12 protein-coding genes are annotated in these 14,953 nt (G+C 50.8%); 11 read left to right on the top strand and 1 reads right to left on the bottom strand.

Translation table 11 applies throughout. The features are described from left to right. Positions 1 to 13 precede the first annotated feature (13 nt). The 3 genes from sepF to BLQ99_RS09970 all read left to right on the top strand — a co-directional run bounded on the left by sepF (position 14) and on the right by BLQ99_RS09970 (position 4,511). Complete coding sequence (gene sepF / locus BLQ99_RS09980; RefSeq protein ID WP_171904650.1) at positions 14 to 424, top strand: cell division protein SepF; 411 nt, start codon at positions 14 to 16, stop codon at positions 422 to 424. Between the two features lie 275 nt (positions 425 to 699). Further along, positions 700 to 984, top strand: coding sequence for a hypothetical protein (locus BLQ99_RS09975; protein ID WP_093690568.1), 285 nt, complete (start codon positions 700 to 702; stop codon positions 982 to 984). A gap of 137 nt (positions 985 to 1,121) precedes the next feature. Further along, positions 1,122 to 4,511 (top strand): DNA polymerase III subunit alpha, encoded by a 3,390-nt coding sequence (locus BLQ99_RS09970; protein WP_093690566.1) that lies wholly within the window; start codon positions 1,122 to 1,124, stop codon positions 4,509 to 4,511. Here BLQ99_RS09970 and BLQ99_RS09965 read toward each other — a convergent pair. Beyond that, positions 4,498 to 5,076 carry a YdcF family protein gene (locus BLQ99_RS09965; protein ID WP_093690564.1) on the bottom strand — a complete coding sequence of 193 codons (579 nt, stop codon included), beginning with the start codon at positions 5,074 to 5,076 and terminating at the stop codon, positions 4,498 to 4,500. The genes BLQ99_RS09970 and BLQ99_RS09965 overlap by 14 nt on opposite strands. A gap of 308 nt (positions 5,077 to 5,384) precedes the next feature. Between BLQ99_RS09965 and BLQ99_RS09960 the strand changes: the two genes are divergently transcribed. The 8 genes from BLQ99_RS09960 to BLQ99_RS09925 all read left to right on the top strand — a co-directional run. Next, on the top strand, positions 5,385 to 6,812 hold the full coding sequence (locus tag BLQ99_RS09960) for a sigma-54 interaction domain-containing protein (protein ID WP_093690562.1): 1,428 nt from the start codon (positions 5,385 to 5,387) through the stop codon (positions 6,810 to 6,812). Positions 6,813 to 7,172: 360 nt separating this feature from the next. Further along, complete coding sequence (locus BLQ99_RS09955) at positions 7,173 to 8,588, top strand: hypothetical protein (protein ID WP_093690560.1); 1,416 nt, start codon at positions 7,173 to 7,175, stop codon at positions 8,586 to 8,588. Between the two features lie 68 nt (positions 8,589 to 8,656). Beyond that, positions 8,657 to 10,144, top strand: a complete 1,488-nt coding sequence (locus tag BLQ99_RS09950; RefSeq protein ID WP_093690558.1) for a 4-hydroxyphenylacetate 3-hydroxylase family protein — start codon at positions 8,657 to 8,659, stop codon at positions 10,142 to 10,144. Between the two features lie 8 nt (positions 10,145 to 10,152). Next, positions 10,153 to 10,449, top strand: coding sequence for a NifU family protein (locus BLQ99_RS09945; protein WP_093690556.1), 297 nt, complete (start codon positions 10,153 to 10,155; stop codon positions 10,447 to 10,449). A 6-nt stretch (positions 10,450 to 10,455) separates the two neighbouring features. Continuing rightward, positions 10,456 to 10,773, top strand: a complete 318-nt coding sequence (locus BLQ99_RS09940; protein WP_093690554.1) for a hypothetical protein — start codon at positions 10,456 to 10,458, stop codon at positions 10,771 to 10,773. Beyond that, positions 10,748 to 12,043, top strand: a complete 1,296-nt coding sequence (locus BLQ99_RS09935; RefSeq protein ID WP_093690552.1) for an acetyl-CoA hydrolase/transferase family protein — start codon at positions 10,748 to 10,750, stop codon at positions 12,041 to 12,043. Before BLQ99_RS09940 ends, BLQ99_RS09935 begins: the two co-directional genes overlap by 26 nt. A 723-nt stretch (positions 12,044 to 12,766) precedes the next feature. Beyond that, positions 12,767 to 14,317 carry an acyl CoA:acetate/3-ketoacid CoA transferase gene (locus BLQ99_RS09930; protein WP_093690550.1) on the top strand — a complete coding sequence of 517 codons (1,551 nt, stop codon included), beginning with the start codon at positions 12,767 to 12,769 and terminating at the stop codon, positions 14,315 to 14,317. 70 nt (positions 14,318 to 14,387) lie between these two features. After that, on the top strand, positions 14,388 to 14,953 hold a 566-nt coding region (locus tag BLQ99_RS09925), incomplete at its 3' end, for a thiolase family protein (RefSeq protein ID WP_281240885.1).

The following is a 14,953-nucleotide window of genomic DNA, read 5'->3' as shown; positions in this document are numbered from 1 at the left end:
GGGGGGCGATAATATGGCTCAGGGATTAATCGAAAGATTGACCAATTTTCTAATGCCGATAGAGGAAGTTCCGCAGAATGAGCCGACTTCGGCGGTTGAGCGGCGGGCTCATCTGCGCCTGCATAAGCCGGCTAACCTGAAGATTATCGCCGCTACACCCCAGACGTTTGACGATATCCGGTTTTATGCTGATTATTTGCAAGCCAACTATGCCGTAATTATTAATATGGAGAAGGTAGACGCCAAGATCCGTCAGCGTATTACCGATTTTTTGAACGGGGTATCCTATGTCACCGGCAGCACCGCCGAGCGGGTGTCAGACGAGATAATCCTCTATGTACCGCCTTTCGTCGAAGTAGGTAAAGAACTATACGCTTATACCATTCCCACCTATGTTAAACGGCCTTTTGAAGGAAAACAGTAGCGGAGGAACGAAGCGGCTTATAGCAAGTATGACCTTAGGTAAAAGACAAGCATGCAGGACGGTGTCTTGCATGCTTTTTCTATATTACGACGCCATGGTAAATCCGTCGATATTAAAGTTGAGAAGGAGAGGGTGCATAAGCCCCAGGGCATGAATAACGGCGTAACGCGGCGCGTATGCATAATCTGGCAACTTTTTGGTAATATTTAGCGCCGGAGCGAATATCATTTACTATGGTGTTATGCCGTAACATTCCTTTAGCGAGGTGTGGCGGAATGCGTGTTTTTAAAGAAAAAACCAGCAGGTTCGGCTCGTTAATCAGTTTAATTGCCCTGTCCGCTCTGCTGATTTTATTTTCGGCGGCGCTGCCTGAATTCCTGGCATCAGCAGCCGGCCGGTTATTCGCCGCCGCCTGGGCGCTGACCGCTATTATTATCTTTGTCGCTCATGCCCGGCGCATCGCGCCCCAGCGGCAACCATACGTGGCCTACCTGGCTACGGGCCGGAAGGATGTGCGGACGCGGCGGCAAGAACGTTTCGCCAGGGCGATGCGTGGTTAAAATAGAGTAGCTTCCTACTTAGACTGGCGCATAGAAAAACCAAGAGTCACTGCCTGCTTCCGACCCGCTCTTCAACAGGATTCGACGCCTTTTTTCACGAATAAGATTTTTAGACTTGAATAGCGGGAGTAGGAAAAATGAGTTTTGTTCACCTTCACGTTCATACGGAATATAGTCTGTTAGACGGCGCCAGCCGGATTACCCAGCTTGTTCGCCGGGCCAAAGAACTGGGCATGCCCGCGATAGCTATCACTGATCACGGCAATATGTACGGCGTCATTGATTTTTATAAACAAGCGCGGGCAGCAGGGATAAAGCCGATTATCGGCTGTGAAGTCTACGTTGCGCCCCGGTCGCGTTGGGAAAAAACGGCCGTAGAGGGTGAAGCCTATTATCACCTTGTTCTACTTGCAGAAACGGACCAGGGGTACCGTAATCTAATCGAACTGGTTTCACGGGCCAATAGCGAGGGATTTTACTACAAACCCCGCGTCGACAAAGAGCTGCTGCGTACTTACAGCACAGGGCTGATTTGTTTAAGCGGCTGTATTGCCGGGGAAATACCCGCTCTTCTTCTTAAGGGCGATCTTGAGGGGGCTGAGACACTGGCCCGCGAATACCGTGATATTTTTGGTCCGGATAATTTTTTCCTGGAGCTTCAAGACCATAATCTGCCAGAGCAAAAACAGGTCAACGCCCAGTTGGCACTTTTGGCGGATAAGCTGGGGCTAGGCCTGGTAGCCACTAATGACATCCATTATGTAGATAAAGGCGATGCCGAATGTCATGACGTTTTGCTCTGCATCCAGACCGGGAAAACAGTAGACGATTCCGGCCGGTTGCGGTTCCCTAACAGTGAATTCTATCTCAAAAGTCCGACCGAAATGGCCGCGCTGTTTGCCTGGCGACCTGACGCCATTACCAATACGCTTGCCATTGCCGAGCGCTGTCATGTTGGTATTGAATTTGGCAAGCTCCATTTGCCCGAGTTCCCTGTACCTGCCGGCCTGACGGCCGACGAATATCTGCGCCAGTTGTGTTTCGAACGTTTGCCCCAGCGCTATCCGACAGGGGTGGCACAAGCAACGGAGCGGCTGGAATATGAGTTATCGGTTATTCAAAAAATGGGTTACTCCAGCTACTTTCTAATTGTCTGGGACTTTGTCAACTTCGCCCGCAGCCGGGATATCCCGGTAGGGCCGGGGCGGGGCTCGGCGGCCGGCAGCATCGTATCTTATCTGCTGGGCATAACCAATATCGACCCTTTAAAGTACGGACTCCTGTTTGAACGGTTTTTAAACCCCGAACGGGTAACGATGCCTGACATTGATATTGATTTTTGCTACGAGCGGCGGGGCCAGATTATTGATTATGTGGCGAAACGCTATGGCGCCGATCATGTAGCCCAAATCATAACTTTTGGTACCATGGCGGCGAGGGCTGCTGTGCGCGACGTCGGGCGGGCGCTTAATCTTCCCTACGGAGAAGTGGATCGTATTGCCAAATTGATACCGACTGAGTTGGGGACAACCTTACAGCGGGCGTTGGAAGTCAGTACTGAACTAAGGGAACTTTATGAGACCGACGACAAAGTGCGCAAGCTCCTGGATCTCGCCATGGCCGTGGAAGGCCTGCCACGCCACGCCTCCACGCATGCCGCCGGATTAGTTATTGCCAAGGAAAAGCTCACGCAGTACGTGCCGCTGCAAAATTCCACCGAAGGTTTTGTCACAACCCAGTATGACAAAGACCGGGTAGAGGAAATCGGCCTCTTAAAAATGGACTTGCTAGGCCTTCGCACTTTGACGGTCATTGGCGATACGCTGGAACTGGTGCGGAAAAGCCGCGGCATTCGCCTGGATATTGACGCCATTCCCCTTGATGATGCCAAAACCTGCCAGCTTCTCGCTAATGGCGAAACGCTTGGTGTCTTTCAAATGGAATCGGCCGGAATGACCAACCTGGTAAAAGAGTTAAAGCCGGAGCGGTTTGACGATTTAATTCCGTTGGTGGCCTTGTATCGTCCCGGTCCGCTTGGCAGCGGCATGGTGGCCGATTTTATCGCCGGCCGGCACGGGAAAAAAGAAGTTCAATACCCTCATCCGCTGCTGGAGCCTATCCTTAAGGAAACATTTGGCGTCATCCTTTATCAGGAACAGGTTATGCAGATCGCTTCGGTTATGGCCGGCTTTACGCTTGGACAGGCAGACCTCTTGCGTCGGGCTATGGGGAAAAAGAAGCATGAGGTACTGGAAGCGCAGCGGGACAATTTTATGCGCGGCGCAGCCGAACGGGGCATTGACAGCGCTACGGCCGCTAATATCTTTGAGCTCATGGCTCATTTTGCTGATTACGGTTTTAATAAATCGCACAGCGCTGCTTATGCGCTGGTTGCTTATCAAACGGCATACCTGAAAGCCCATTACCCCCAAGAATTCATGGCCGCACTATTGACCAGCGTCATGGGGGCCAACGAGAAGGTAGGATTATACATTGAAGAATGCCGGCGGCTGGGTATTCCTGTCTTGCCGCCTGACATTAACGCCAGCCGGGAGAACTTTACCGTGGATGGCCAGGCCATCCGGTTCGGGCTTGCCGGCGTAAAAAACGTTGGCGATGCGGCCATTGCCAACATTATTGCCGCCCGTGACAGCGGTGGCAAGTTTACTTCTCTTGTTGACTTTTGTACTCGCGTGGACATGCGGACCGTGAACAAGCGAGTCATTGAAAGTCTAATAAAATGCGGTGCCTTTGACTCGCTTGGCTGGCGGCGGTCCCAATTGTTGGCTATTTTGGACCAGGCCGTCGAAGCAGCCGCCAGTCGGCAGCGAGACCTTGCTTCCGGTCAAATGGGGTTATTTAGCGACGAAACCGTTAATTCGGCCGATGACATTGTTCCGCCGCCGCTGGAAGAGTTGCCTCAGGAACAATTGCTGGCCATGGAAAAAGAGATGACCGGTTTTTATGTAACCGGTCATCCGTTAGATAAATATCGCGACCAATTAAACAACTATACGAAAATCGATGAGCTTATGCGGTATGCGGATGGGCAGTCTGCCAGCATCGCCGGTCTCATCGCCGGCGCCAAGCGCATCACCACCAAAGGGGGCGAGATGATGTGTTTCGCTACCGTGGAGGATTTCACCAATCAGGTGGAAGTGGTTATATTCCCGCGTGTTTTCGAAAAGTACGGCAAACTATTGTACCCGGATGCGCCGGTAATTGTAACTGGCCGTATTGCCCATAACGAAGAGGGCGTAAAGGTGCTGGCCGAGGTTATCGCTGCGCTGGATACCGCTCCGCGCGAAGTGAGGATTAAGATTCTGAAGCGGCAGGAAACAGGCCGTACTTTAGAGCTTTTAAAGGAAGTATTTCGCAAACACCCAGGGTCCACAACCGTTTACCTGCATCTCGTAGACAGCCGGCGGGTTATTCGCACCGAGCGACAATTCTGGATTGAACCGTCGCGGGCGGCGATAGAAGCCATCGAAAGTTTATTAGGCAAAGGTTCCGTTATGGTTGTCTAAAAACCAATGCCAGCATCGCCGCAGCTTCCCGCACATATTGCTTTGCCGTCAGATAAGCATTGTTGGCCATGGGAGCCGGCGCACCGCTGGCTTCCATGCCCAGATTATGGGCAATGACCAGGGCACGGCGGATATGTGAGGCATTGGACACGATAATCGCCCGCTTTAGATTTCGCTCGCGCATGATCGCCAGGGAATTGGCGAGGTTTTGCTGGGTGCTAAAAGATTTATCTTCCACTAAAATACGGTCGGCGGGGATACCATGAGCGATTAGATAGTCATGCATGGCGGTGGCTTCGCTTACCGCTTCATCTCGGCCTTGGGCGCCGCTGACAATAATGAAGGGAGCGTAACCGGCCTGATAGAGCTTCGCGGCCTCATCCAGGCGCAAGCGGAGCATGGTGCTGGGCTCGTGGCCGATGAGTTTGGCGCCAAGAACAATTATGACATCGCCTGGCTCTGGCTTGGCGAGCTGACCTACGGCAATAATGGGTACCTCTACTGCCAGGAACAATATCAGAACAAGAAAGAGCAAATACCTGCGCAATCGTTTGCTTTGAAGCATGGCAGCCTCCACCGCTATTTTTTATATTGCCATTTTCTATATAGCACAATATATTATACTACTTTTTCCTGTCGGCGGTAATGCGGACAAGCCTGGCACAACCTGCAAGTCTCCGTATTTCAGGAATTGTAGCGGTTAGTAATTTTTTGCGGCCGGCAGGACATTGATGGTCGGTCGGAGAATTCAGAAAATAATAATGGCCTGTTTACTCTTTTATCGAGATCTTCATACAGGTACCCGGATAACTAATTATCAATGTCACCTGTGGCAAAATAAGATGTGCCGGGTGAAGTCGGAGGGAGGCGCCGGTGAAAGTTCTGAACGCGTACGGTAATTGTGGCGATGACAAAAATATATACGCAAATGTTAAAGAACTGATAACTGAACTAGAGGCGATTATAAATTCATCATACGACGGTATTTTTATTACCGACGGGAAGGCTAACGTCCTTAGACTTAACGCCGCCTACGAGCGTATTACCGGCATCAAGGCGGTCGAAGTGGTCGGCCGGAATATGATGGATTTGGTCAAGGAAGGATTATACGATCAGTCGGTAACATTGCTTGTCTTAGAGCAGCGCGCCCGGGTGACGATTGACCAGATTGTGAAACGGAATAACAAGCATATTCTGGTTACAGGCAATCCTGTTTTTGACGAGCATGGCGGCATTTTTCGGGTGGTTACCAATGTCCGTGATGTTACTGACCTTAACCGGCTACAGAATCAGCTGACCAAAACCCAGGAAGAAACTTTAAAATACCAGACGGAACTTAATCATTTACGGTCGCTTCATATCAAAGATCCTGACATTATATTCCGCAGCCGCGCGATTGCGGCGGTGGTGGAACTGGCGACCAAGGTGGCGGATGTTGATTCCACCGTTCTTATAACCGGTGAATCGGGGACAGGCAAAGAATTATTTGCTAAACTTATTCACCGCCACGGCCGGGGCGATAATCGCCCGTTTATAAAGATTAACTGCGGCGCAATCCCCGAGACATTGCTGGAATCGGAACTGTTTGGTTATGACGGCGGCGCGTTTACCGGCGCCAAGCGGGAAGGCAAGCCCGGTTTATTTGAGCTGGCTGACGGCGGGACGCTTTTTTTGGACGAAATTGGTGAAATGCCGCCGGTCCTGCAGGTCAAGCTGCTCCGCGTTATTCAGGAAAAAGCTGTCACCAGGGTAGGCGGGGTGAAGCAGAAAAGCGTCAATGTCAGGATTATTGCCGCTACCAACCGCGACCTTGCGCGTATGGTTCAAGAAGGAACATTCCGGGAAGATCTTTATTACCGCCTGATGGTGGTACCGCTTCACATTCCGCCGCTGCGCGAGCGCAAAGAAGATATTCCGCTGCTTGTAAAACACTTTCTCGATAAATTTAACAAGAAATTTGGGTTTAACAAGGTTATTCTGCCTGATGCCATCGACCGACTGACTGAATATTCCTGGCCGGGTAACGTGCGCCAGCTGGAAAATGTTATTGAACGACTGGTTGTAACGACACCCGGTAATGAAATAGCGGCATCCATGCTGCCCCAGCAAATCAATTCCCATATTGCTTTGCCCAAAACAGGAATAAAACTAAAAGACGCTGTCGCCGAAACAGAAAAATATTTACTCGCCGAAACTTTCCGTCAATATGGCTGTTGGCACAAGGTAGCCCAAGTTTTGGGGATTGACCGCACGACGGCCTGCCGGAAAGCCAGTAAATACGGGCTTATTAAGAAAAGATGATCATTGTAAGAAAGCACCCTGTTGCACCTGCCGAATGTGGCAGGTGCAATTAATTTTTGACGTGCAAAAATGCACATGGTGCATTTTTGCACAGATCCCGGCAATATGCACGACAATTGGTGCTTTGCCAGTTTGCTTGTGCAATTTTGCCACAAGGACACCCCGGAATGAAGGTGAGAAAAAGCAAGAATAGGCGTTCCAAGCCAGCAACACAGAGTTGGCATAATATTTGCAATGTTTTTTGTTGCAAGAGAAAATAGTTTAATATTGCCAAACTAAGTTTTGGAGGAGGGAGGTAGCTTTTTCTGTTAGGTTCGGGATATTAACGCTCCTAATCATTATTAAGAAAGGATGAGACGTTTGAGTTGGTTAGGACCTGTTTACAAGCGCGAGCATGGCAAGCCTCAGCCGTATATCCCATTTGGCCCTTTTCATCTGCGGTTTCCGTTTATCCACTATCGGTTTGAGATTGCCGACTATGTCCAAGGTTTGCTGATGTGCGCTGTCTGCCTTGGCATTATCCCGGTGCTCCAGGAATACCTCGGCATGCCTTTCGAAGTGGCAATCACCATTGTTATTCTAAACGGCTTTTTCTATTTATGGCATGCCCACCTTGGCGACCCCGTCGTGCCGGGCTGGATTACGCCGGCCATCCCGTTGCTTTTGCTTTGGCTTAAGACTTTCCCGGAAGGCGTGGCTAGGATGCACGCGCTAATTGCCTTCGAATTTGAATTAGGTCTTTTTGCTTTGTTTCTCGGCGCCACTGGTCTGGCGAAAAAATTCGTAGACATGGTTCCTGACGCGCTTAAGGCCGGTATCCTGCTAGGTGCCGGTGTTGCCGCTGTGCGGCTGGTCTTCGAAAAGGGCGGCAGGTTTGACCTATATCCATGGACAATTACCTTTGCCATCGGGCTGGCTTTTTATATCCTCTTTTCGAACCATTTTAAGACGTTGCGCACCAAAAATGTCATACTTAAATATATCTCTGATTTAGGGCTGATGCCTTCGCTGGTTTTAGCGATTATTATTGCTCCCATTCTCGGCGAACTGCCATGGCCGAAAATTGAGTGGGGCTTTACCATCCCTCAGTTTTCTACACTATGGCACGAATGGACTCCCTTTGCCGAGCGGATCGGGTTTCCGCCGTTCCACCTGTATCTTGAGGCGGCACCACTCGTGGCCGCAGTCTATGTCGTGCTGTTCGGCGAGCTGATCCAGGCCGAAGCTCTTATCGACGAAGCGCGGGAATTTCGGCACGGCGATGAAGACGTCCACTATGATGCCAACCGTAATAACATTATCTGTGGTCTAAGGAATATCGGCATGTCTATGCTTGGCCCGGACGCTTCCATGTGCGGTCCGCTATGGGCGGCGATGCAGGTAGTAGAATGCGAGCGTTATAAACACGGACGGGAGGCCATGGATAGTCTCTTCGGCGGTGTAGCTTCCTTCCGGTGGGGGACTTTCACCGGTTACTTCTTGTCGCCTATTGTTACTCTTGTAAAGCCTATCTTACCGATTGCACTATCGCTGACCATGCTTATCCAAGGCTATGTCGCCGTTCGGGTCGGTATTCTCAAAGCCCGAACTTTTAACGACCTGGGCGTAGCAGGCATCGTCGGAGCAGTTTTAATCTCCCGCGGCGCCGGGTATGCCTTTGCCGTCGGTATCATCCTCTGTCTACTAATCTACGGCAAAGACTTTTTCCGCAATTGGGCGACATATGACAAAACTAAAGACCCGGTATTCAACAGTCGCATCAGTATGGAGGGGTAAAAAGGCATGTGTTGCTAGGCTCAGTTGAGCTTAACAATACAAAAATTTAACTTTAGGAGGTATATATTATGGCCCTCATGACTCCTGAACAATACGAAGAGAGCTTGCGTCAGCTCAAACTCAAGGTCTACCTGCAGGGTGAACTGGTCAAAAGTCCGGTAGATCACCCCATCATCCGTCCATCGATGAACTCGGTTAAGATGACCTATGCCCTGGCCCAGGATCCGCAGTATGAAGACCTGATGACTGCCACGTCCCATCTTACCGGCCAAAAAATCAACCGTTTCTGCCATTTGCACCAGAGCACCGACGATTTGATCAAAAAAGTAAAAATGCAGCGTCTGCTGGGGCAAAAGACTGCCGCCTGCTTCCAGCGTTGCGTCGGGATGGATGCCATCAATGCCGTTGACAGCGTGACCTTTGAAATGGACCAAAAACTTGGCACCAAATACCACGAACGCTTCCTTAAGTTTCTCCGTCGCATGCAGGATGAAGACTGGACAGTCGACGGGGCTATGACTGACCCGAAAGGGGACCGCGGCCTGCCGCCGCATAAGCAGGCTGATCCTGATCTCTATGTCCATGTCGCGGAAAAACGTCCTGATGGTATAATTATCCGCGGTGCCAAGGCCCACCAGACCGGCGCGGTTAACTCGCACTGGATTTTGGTCATGCCGACCATGACTATGGGTAAAGACGATGCTGACTATGCCGTCTGCTTCGCGGCGCCGGCCGATGCCGAAGGTATTTTCTATATATACGGCCGCCAGTCCTGCGATACCCGCAAACTGGAAGGTGGCGACATCGACGTCGGCAACAAGCAATTTGGCGGTCATGAGGCTCTGATGGTCTTTGACAATGTGTTTATTCCCTGGGAAAACGTCTTCATGTGCGGGGAGTACGAATTCAGTGGCGCCCTGGTAGAACGGTTTGCGGGCTACCACCGGCAAAGCTATGGTGGCTGCAAGGTCGGTGTCGGGGACGTGCTGATCGGCGCGGCCGCCCTGGCGGCTGAATACAACGGCGCAGCCAAAGCCTCCCATATTAAGGACAAACTTATTGAGATGATCCACCTCAACGAAACGCTCTACGCCTGTGGCATTGCCTGCTCAGCCGAAGGTTATAAGACGGCGTCGGGTACTTATCTGATCGACCTGCTACTAGCTAACGTCTGCAAACAAAACGTCACCCGTTTTCCTTATGAGATTGCTCGCCTGGCCGAAGACATTGCCGGCGGCTTAATGGTCACAATGCCGTCGGAGCAAGACCTGCGCCATCCCGAAATCGGCAAAGTAGTGGAAAAATATCTGCGTGGCGTAGCTTCGGTGCCCACTGAGTACCGTATGCGCATCCTGCGGCTCATTGAAAACCTTACTTTGGGCACCGCCGCTGTTGGTTACCGAACCGAGTCAATGCACGGCGCCGGTTCGCCGCAGGCCCAGCGTATCATGATTTCCCGCCAAGGCAATCTTGAACACAAGAAAGAGCTGGCCAAAGCCATCGCCGGCATCCCCACCGGCTGCGCAGCCCAGAAAGAAGTGGCGGCAACCAAATAGGGTGGATTATGGCAATAGACAAGGAAATTATTCAACAAGTCCTGGACGAAAAGGTGCGTCCAAGTTTGCTTAGTCATGGCGGCGACATTAGTTTACAGGAAATTACTGATGATGGGTATATCAAAGTACGGCTTACCGGGGCATGTGCTACATGCCCCGGCGCCCAGCAGACGCTGGCAGAGGTAGTGGAAGCCGCCTTGCGCGACGCTTGTCCCAGCCTGCAAGGCGTTATTCCCATTTACGAAGTTGGTGAAGAATTGCTGCAAGAAGCCTTAAAATTCTTGCGCCGGAGGCCGGTAAGCTAAAGCCATATGAACAGACGGGTAAGCATCTTCTTTTGCGGCGGTTGTAACCCGCGGATCGACAGAGGGCAAATTGCCAAGGAAGTAAGCCAGCTATTGGCCGGGCAGGGATTTCAAGTATTATTTAACAAACTCGATGCAGATTTTGTGATATTTTTAAGCGGGTGTACTGCCAGTTGTGCGCATAAGCACCGCAGCGGCGAGCGACCGGCAGTAACTGTTGCCGCCGATGTGGTAGATGGACTAAATGTAGCCGCCAATCAGCTTAGTGCCGAAATTGTTACGAAGGTGAGGAATTATTTTGGGCAACTGGAGAACCAGCTATAAAGGCAAGCTTAGTTCGGCAGCAGAAGCATTGAAAAACGTAAAGTCGGGGGACAGAGTGGTTATCGGCCATGCTTGTGGTGAGCCGCCAACGTTAGTTGAAGCGTTAGTCGCGCGGGCCCCCGAACTGCGTGATGTAGAAATTGTCCACATGGTGGCGATGGGACCGGCTAAATATGCCCAACCGGGAATGGAAAAAAGCTTTCGTCATAATGCCTTGTTCGTTGGGGCGTCGACTCGTAAAGCGGTAGAGGAAGGGCGGGCGGACTATACTCCTTGTTTCTTCTCCGAAATCCCCCGGTTGTTCAGGCAGAAAATCTTGCCGGTAGATGTCGTTCTCATGCAAGTCACGCCTCCCGATGACGATGGGTACTGCAGTTTTGGCGTTTCTGCCGATTATACCCAGCCGGCGGCAGAATGCGCCCGGCTAGTAATCGCTCAAGTAAATCGGTACTTGCCGCGCACGGGAGGGGCCAAAATTCATGTGGAGCAAATTGACTATTTGGTAGAAAAGGACGAACCGCTGATCGAGCTACGGCCGCCCCAAATTGGCGACGTGGAACGGGCAATCGGGGAAAACGTAGCACGTCTCATTGACGATGGCGCGACGTTGCAAATGGGAATTGGCGCTATTCCTGATGCCGTTCTGTTATTTTTGCAAGGCAAAAAAGACCTTGGCATCCATTCAGAGATGTTTTCCGATGGCGTTGTAGCTTTAGCCGAGGCGGGAGTGGTCACCAACCGGAAAAAGACCATCCATCCCGGTAAATTTATCGCCACCTTTTTAATGGGAACACGTAGACTCTATGATTTTGTAGATAACAATCCTGATGTCGAACTTTATTCGGTAGATTATGTAAATGACCCCTATATCATCGGTCAAAATGATAATGTGGTTTCGATCAACTCGGCCCTGCAGGTGGATTTGATGGGCCAAGTGAACGCAGAAATGATTGGACGGCGCCAGTTCAGCGGCGTCGGGGGCCAGGTTGACTTTATCCGTGGCGCTAGCCGGTCGAAGAACGGCAAATCGATTATTGCTTTGCCAGCGACAGCGGCAAAAGGAACTGTTTCCCGGATTGTGGCCCAGCTCGACTGTGGGGCTGCGGTTACTACATCCCGTAATGATGTTCACTTTGTTATTACCGAGTATGGTATTGCTGACTTGCGCGGGAAGAGTTTACGTGCACGGGCCCAGGCGCTTATAGCCATTGCCGCTCCTGCGTTCCGGGAGCAGTTGACTCAGCAGGCCCATCAGATGGGGTTGCTTTAGTTACCGCGTGATGAATGTCATAAAGGCGATGGTTCTAAGATGTTCCTAATCGAAAAACAAGCGGCAGAATACATTAAAGCCCGGTCGGATAGTGTGACTATATCGGTGCAGTTGGAGCCGGCCATTGGCGGGTGAGCCTGCACAACAAAAAACGTAACTGGAAGTTACGTTCCCCGTATTGAAATTGGCCGGCCCCCTCCGGTTGAGCAGTCTGCCTATTATAGTGTAGAGTGCGAAGGGATTACGGTTTATTACCCGGCAGCAGTAAAGGTAAAAGAAGGATATCCCCAGATTACCGTTCGTTTAAAAAAGAGTTTGTTTTTTCGATGGCTGGAATTAGAGGGAATTAAAGTGGTCGCAGCATATCATTAGAAACGAGCGGGATAGACGTAACATTATACACGGTCTTTTCTTTCCAATGAAAAGTCTACGTTTTCTTAGCTTCTCATCGGCGGCAATCTGCTAATTTTTGCCGAGCCTGGCTACAATGACCAGGTTTTTTGTTTATCTGTCTAGACAATGTACAAATAATTAGACACCATTGCGTACAGGGAAGTGCACATTTGCGCATTTGGCGACACGGAAAACCCGATTGTAGCGCTGCGTGCGACAGGCGGCGGACGGGCTGGCAGGCTGCTTAAGAAAATAAGTGGGCTTGTTATTGTTTGGCACGATACTTGCATGTTTATATTAGCAAATGTTGTGCGAAGGAGAGTGACGAACATGGCCAAAGTGATTTCAGCTCTGGAAGCAGCACAGCTCATTAGGGATGGTGCAACTGTCGCTACCAGCGGGTTCGTGGGCAACGGCCATCCGGAAGCGATTACTGCCGCAATGGAAGAACGTTTTCTTGCCGAAAGCAAACCCTGCGGCCTAACGCTTGTTTATTGCGCAGGCCAGGGCGACGGCAAAGACCGTGGACTTAATCATCTCGGATACGAAGGAATGGTAAAGCGTGTTATCGGCGGCCATTGGAATTTGGCTCCGAAACTAGGGAAGCTGGCCGTTGAGAACAAGATTGAGGCCTACAACTTTCCCCAGGGGACACTGACCCATTGGTTCAGAAACATTGCCGGACGCAAGCCTGGTGTTATAACCAAAGTCGGCCTTAACACCTTTGTCGATCCACGGGTTGAGGGCGGCAAGATCAACAGTATCACCAAAGAGGATCTTGTCGAGGTAATCGAACTGGGTGGCGAAGAATGGTTGTGGTATAAACCGTTCCCGGTCGATGTGGCCATAATCCGGGGTACTAGCGCCGACGAAAAGGGCAACATTACCATCGAACACGAAGCGGTCTCTTTGGAAATTTTGCCAATCGCTCAGGCGGCAAAAGCGTCAGGCGGTATTGTAATCGCTCAGGTCGAGCGCATTGTGGCCAATGGCAGTCTCCACCCGATGCAGGTTAAGGTGCCGGGCATTATTGTCGACTATATTGTGGTCGCGCCAAAACCTGCTCAGCATATGCAAACATATGCCGAACAGTACAATCCCGCTTATTCCGGGGAAATCCGCGTTCCGCTTTCCGCTATTCCGCCCATGCCGCTGGATGAGCGCAAGGTTATTGCCCGCCGCGCCGCCATGGAACTTATTCCGAATGCGAAAGTCAATCTGGGTATTGGCGTGCCGGAAGGCGTAGCAATGGTGGCCAATGAGGAAGGCATTGGCGATACAATGACGCTTACCGTCGAGGCTGGTCCCGTCGGCGGCGTGCCGGCAGGGGGGCTGAGCTTTGGCGCGGCGATAAACGCGGAAGCCATTCTAGATCAACCTTATCAGTTTGACTTCTATGATGGCGGCGGTTTGGACCTTGCTTATTTGGGACTGGCCGAGACAGACCAGCAGGGAAACATTAACGTCAGTAAATTCAAAGGCCGGGTAGCCGGGTGTGGCGGCTTTATCAATATTACGCAAAATGCCAAGCGCGTCGTCTTCTGTGGCACCTTTACCGCCGGGGGCCTTAAAGTACAGGTGGAAGACGGCAAACTTCGCATTTTGAATGAAGGCAAGGCGAAAAAGTTTCTCCGCCAGGTAGAGCAAATCACCTTCAGCGGTCTCTATGCCCAAAAGATTAAACAGCCTGTTATGTATATTACGGAGCGGGCGGTCTTTGAGCTTACGCCGGAAGGGATGATGCTCACCGAAATTGCTCCGGGCATCGACCTTGAAAAAGAAGTATTGGCCCTTATGGAGTTTAAGCCCATCATTTCGCCCAATCTGAAACTGATGGATGAACGAATTTTTAAACCGGGGTTAATGGGTCTTAAGTTTTGATTGAACATTTATGGTAAAAAATGCTAAAATTAAAATAAATTAAATAAATTACAAAAAGAGGAGTGTTGGCATGCGGGAAGTTGTAATTGCTAGTGCTGTAAGGACAGCGATTGGAAGTTTCAATGGCACACTGGCTCCATTTTCAGCTCCGGAACTGGGAAGTTTTGTAATCAAGGCTGCACTTGAACGAGCTAATGTACCAGCTAGCGCGGTTGATGAAGTAATAATGGGCAACGTGCTCCAGGCCGGCCTAGGGCAAAATCCCGCCCGCCAGGCGGCGTTGAAGGCAGGTTTACCAGTTGAAGTTCCGACTATGACTATCAATAAAGTTTGTGGCTCCGGTTTAAAGGCTGTAAATTTAGCGGCACAAGCGATTATGACCGGCGATGCCGATATTGTTGTGGCCGGCGGCATGGAGAGCATGACTAACGCCCCCTATCTTCTTGACAAGTCCCGCTGGGGCTACCGGATGGGACATGGGAAACTAATCGACTCCATGATTCATGATGGTTTGTGGTGTGCTTTCAATGACTATCATATGGGAATAACGGCCGAAAACGTAGTGGAAAAATATGGTGTTACTCGGGAAGAACAGGACCAACTGGCTTTCGAATCCCAGGACAAAGCAATTAAAGC

Origin of the sequence: Sporolituus thermophilus DSM 23256, from assembly GCF_900102435.1 — a bacterium.
Taxonomy (GTDB): Bacteria; Bacillota; Negativicutes; order Sporomusales; family Thermosinaceae; genus Thermosinus; species Thermosinus thermophilus.
Note: the sequence above shows the minus strand (reverse complement) of the source record. Positions and strands in the feature narration are given on the sequence as shown.

Coding starts and splice junctions, on each gene's coding strand:
- sepF (WP_171904650.1), top strand. CDS start 14: ATGGCTCAGGGATTAATCGAAAGATTGACCAATTTTCTAATGCCGATA.
- BLQ99_RS09975 (WP_093690568.1), top strand. CDS start 700: ATGCGTGTTTTTAAAGAAAAAACCAGCAGGTTCGGCTCGTTAATCAGT.
- BLQ99_RS09970 (WP_093690566.1), top strand. CDS start 1,122: ATGAGTTTTGTTCACCTTCACGTTCATACGGAATATAGTCTGTTAGAC.
- BLQ99_RS09965 (WP_093690564.1), bottom strand. CDS start 5,076: ATGCTTCAAAGCAAACGATTGCGCAGGTATTTGCTCTTTCTTGTTCTG.
- BLQ99_RS09950 (WP_093690558.1), top strand. CDS start 8,657: ATGGCCCTCATGACTCCTGAACAATACGAAGAGAGCTTGCGTCAGCTC.
- BLQ99_RS09945 (WP_093690556.1), top strand. CDS start 10,153: ATGGCAATAGACAAGGAAATTATTCAACAAGTCCTGGACGAAAAGGTG.
- BLQ99_RS09940 (WP_093690554.1), top strand. CDS start 10,456: ATGAACAGACGGGTAAGCATCTTCTTTTGCGGCGGTTGTAACCCGCGG.
- BLQ99_RS09930 (WP_093690550.1), top strand. CDS start 12,767: ATGGCCAAAGTGATTTCAGCTCTGGAAGCAGCACAGCTCATTAGGGAT.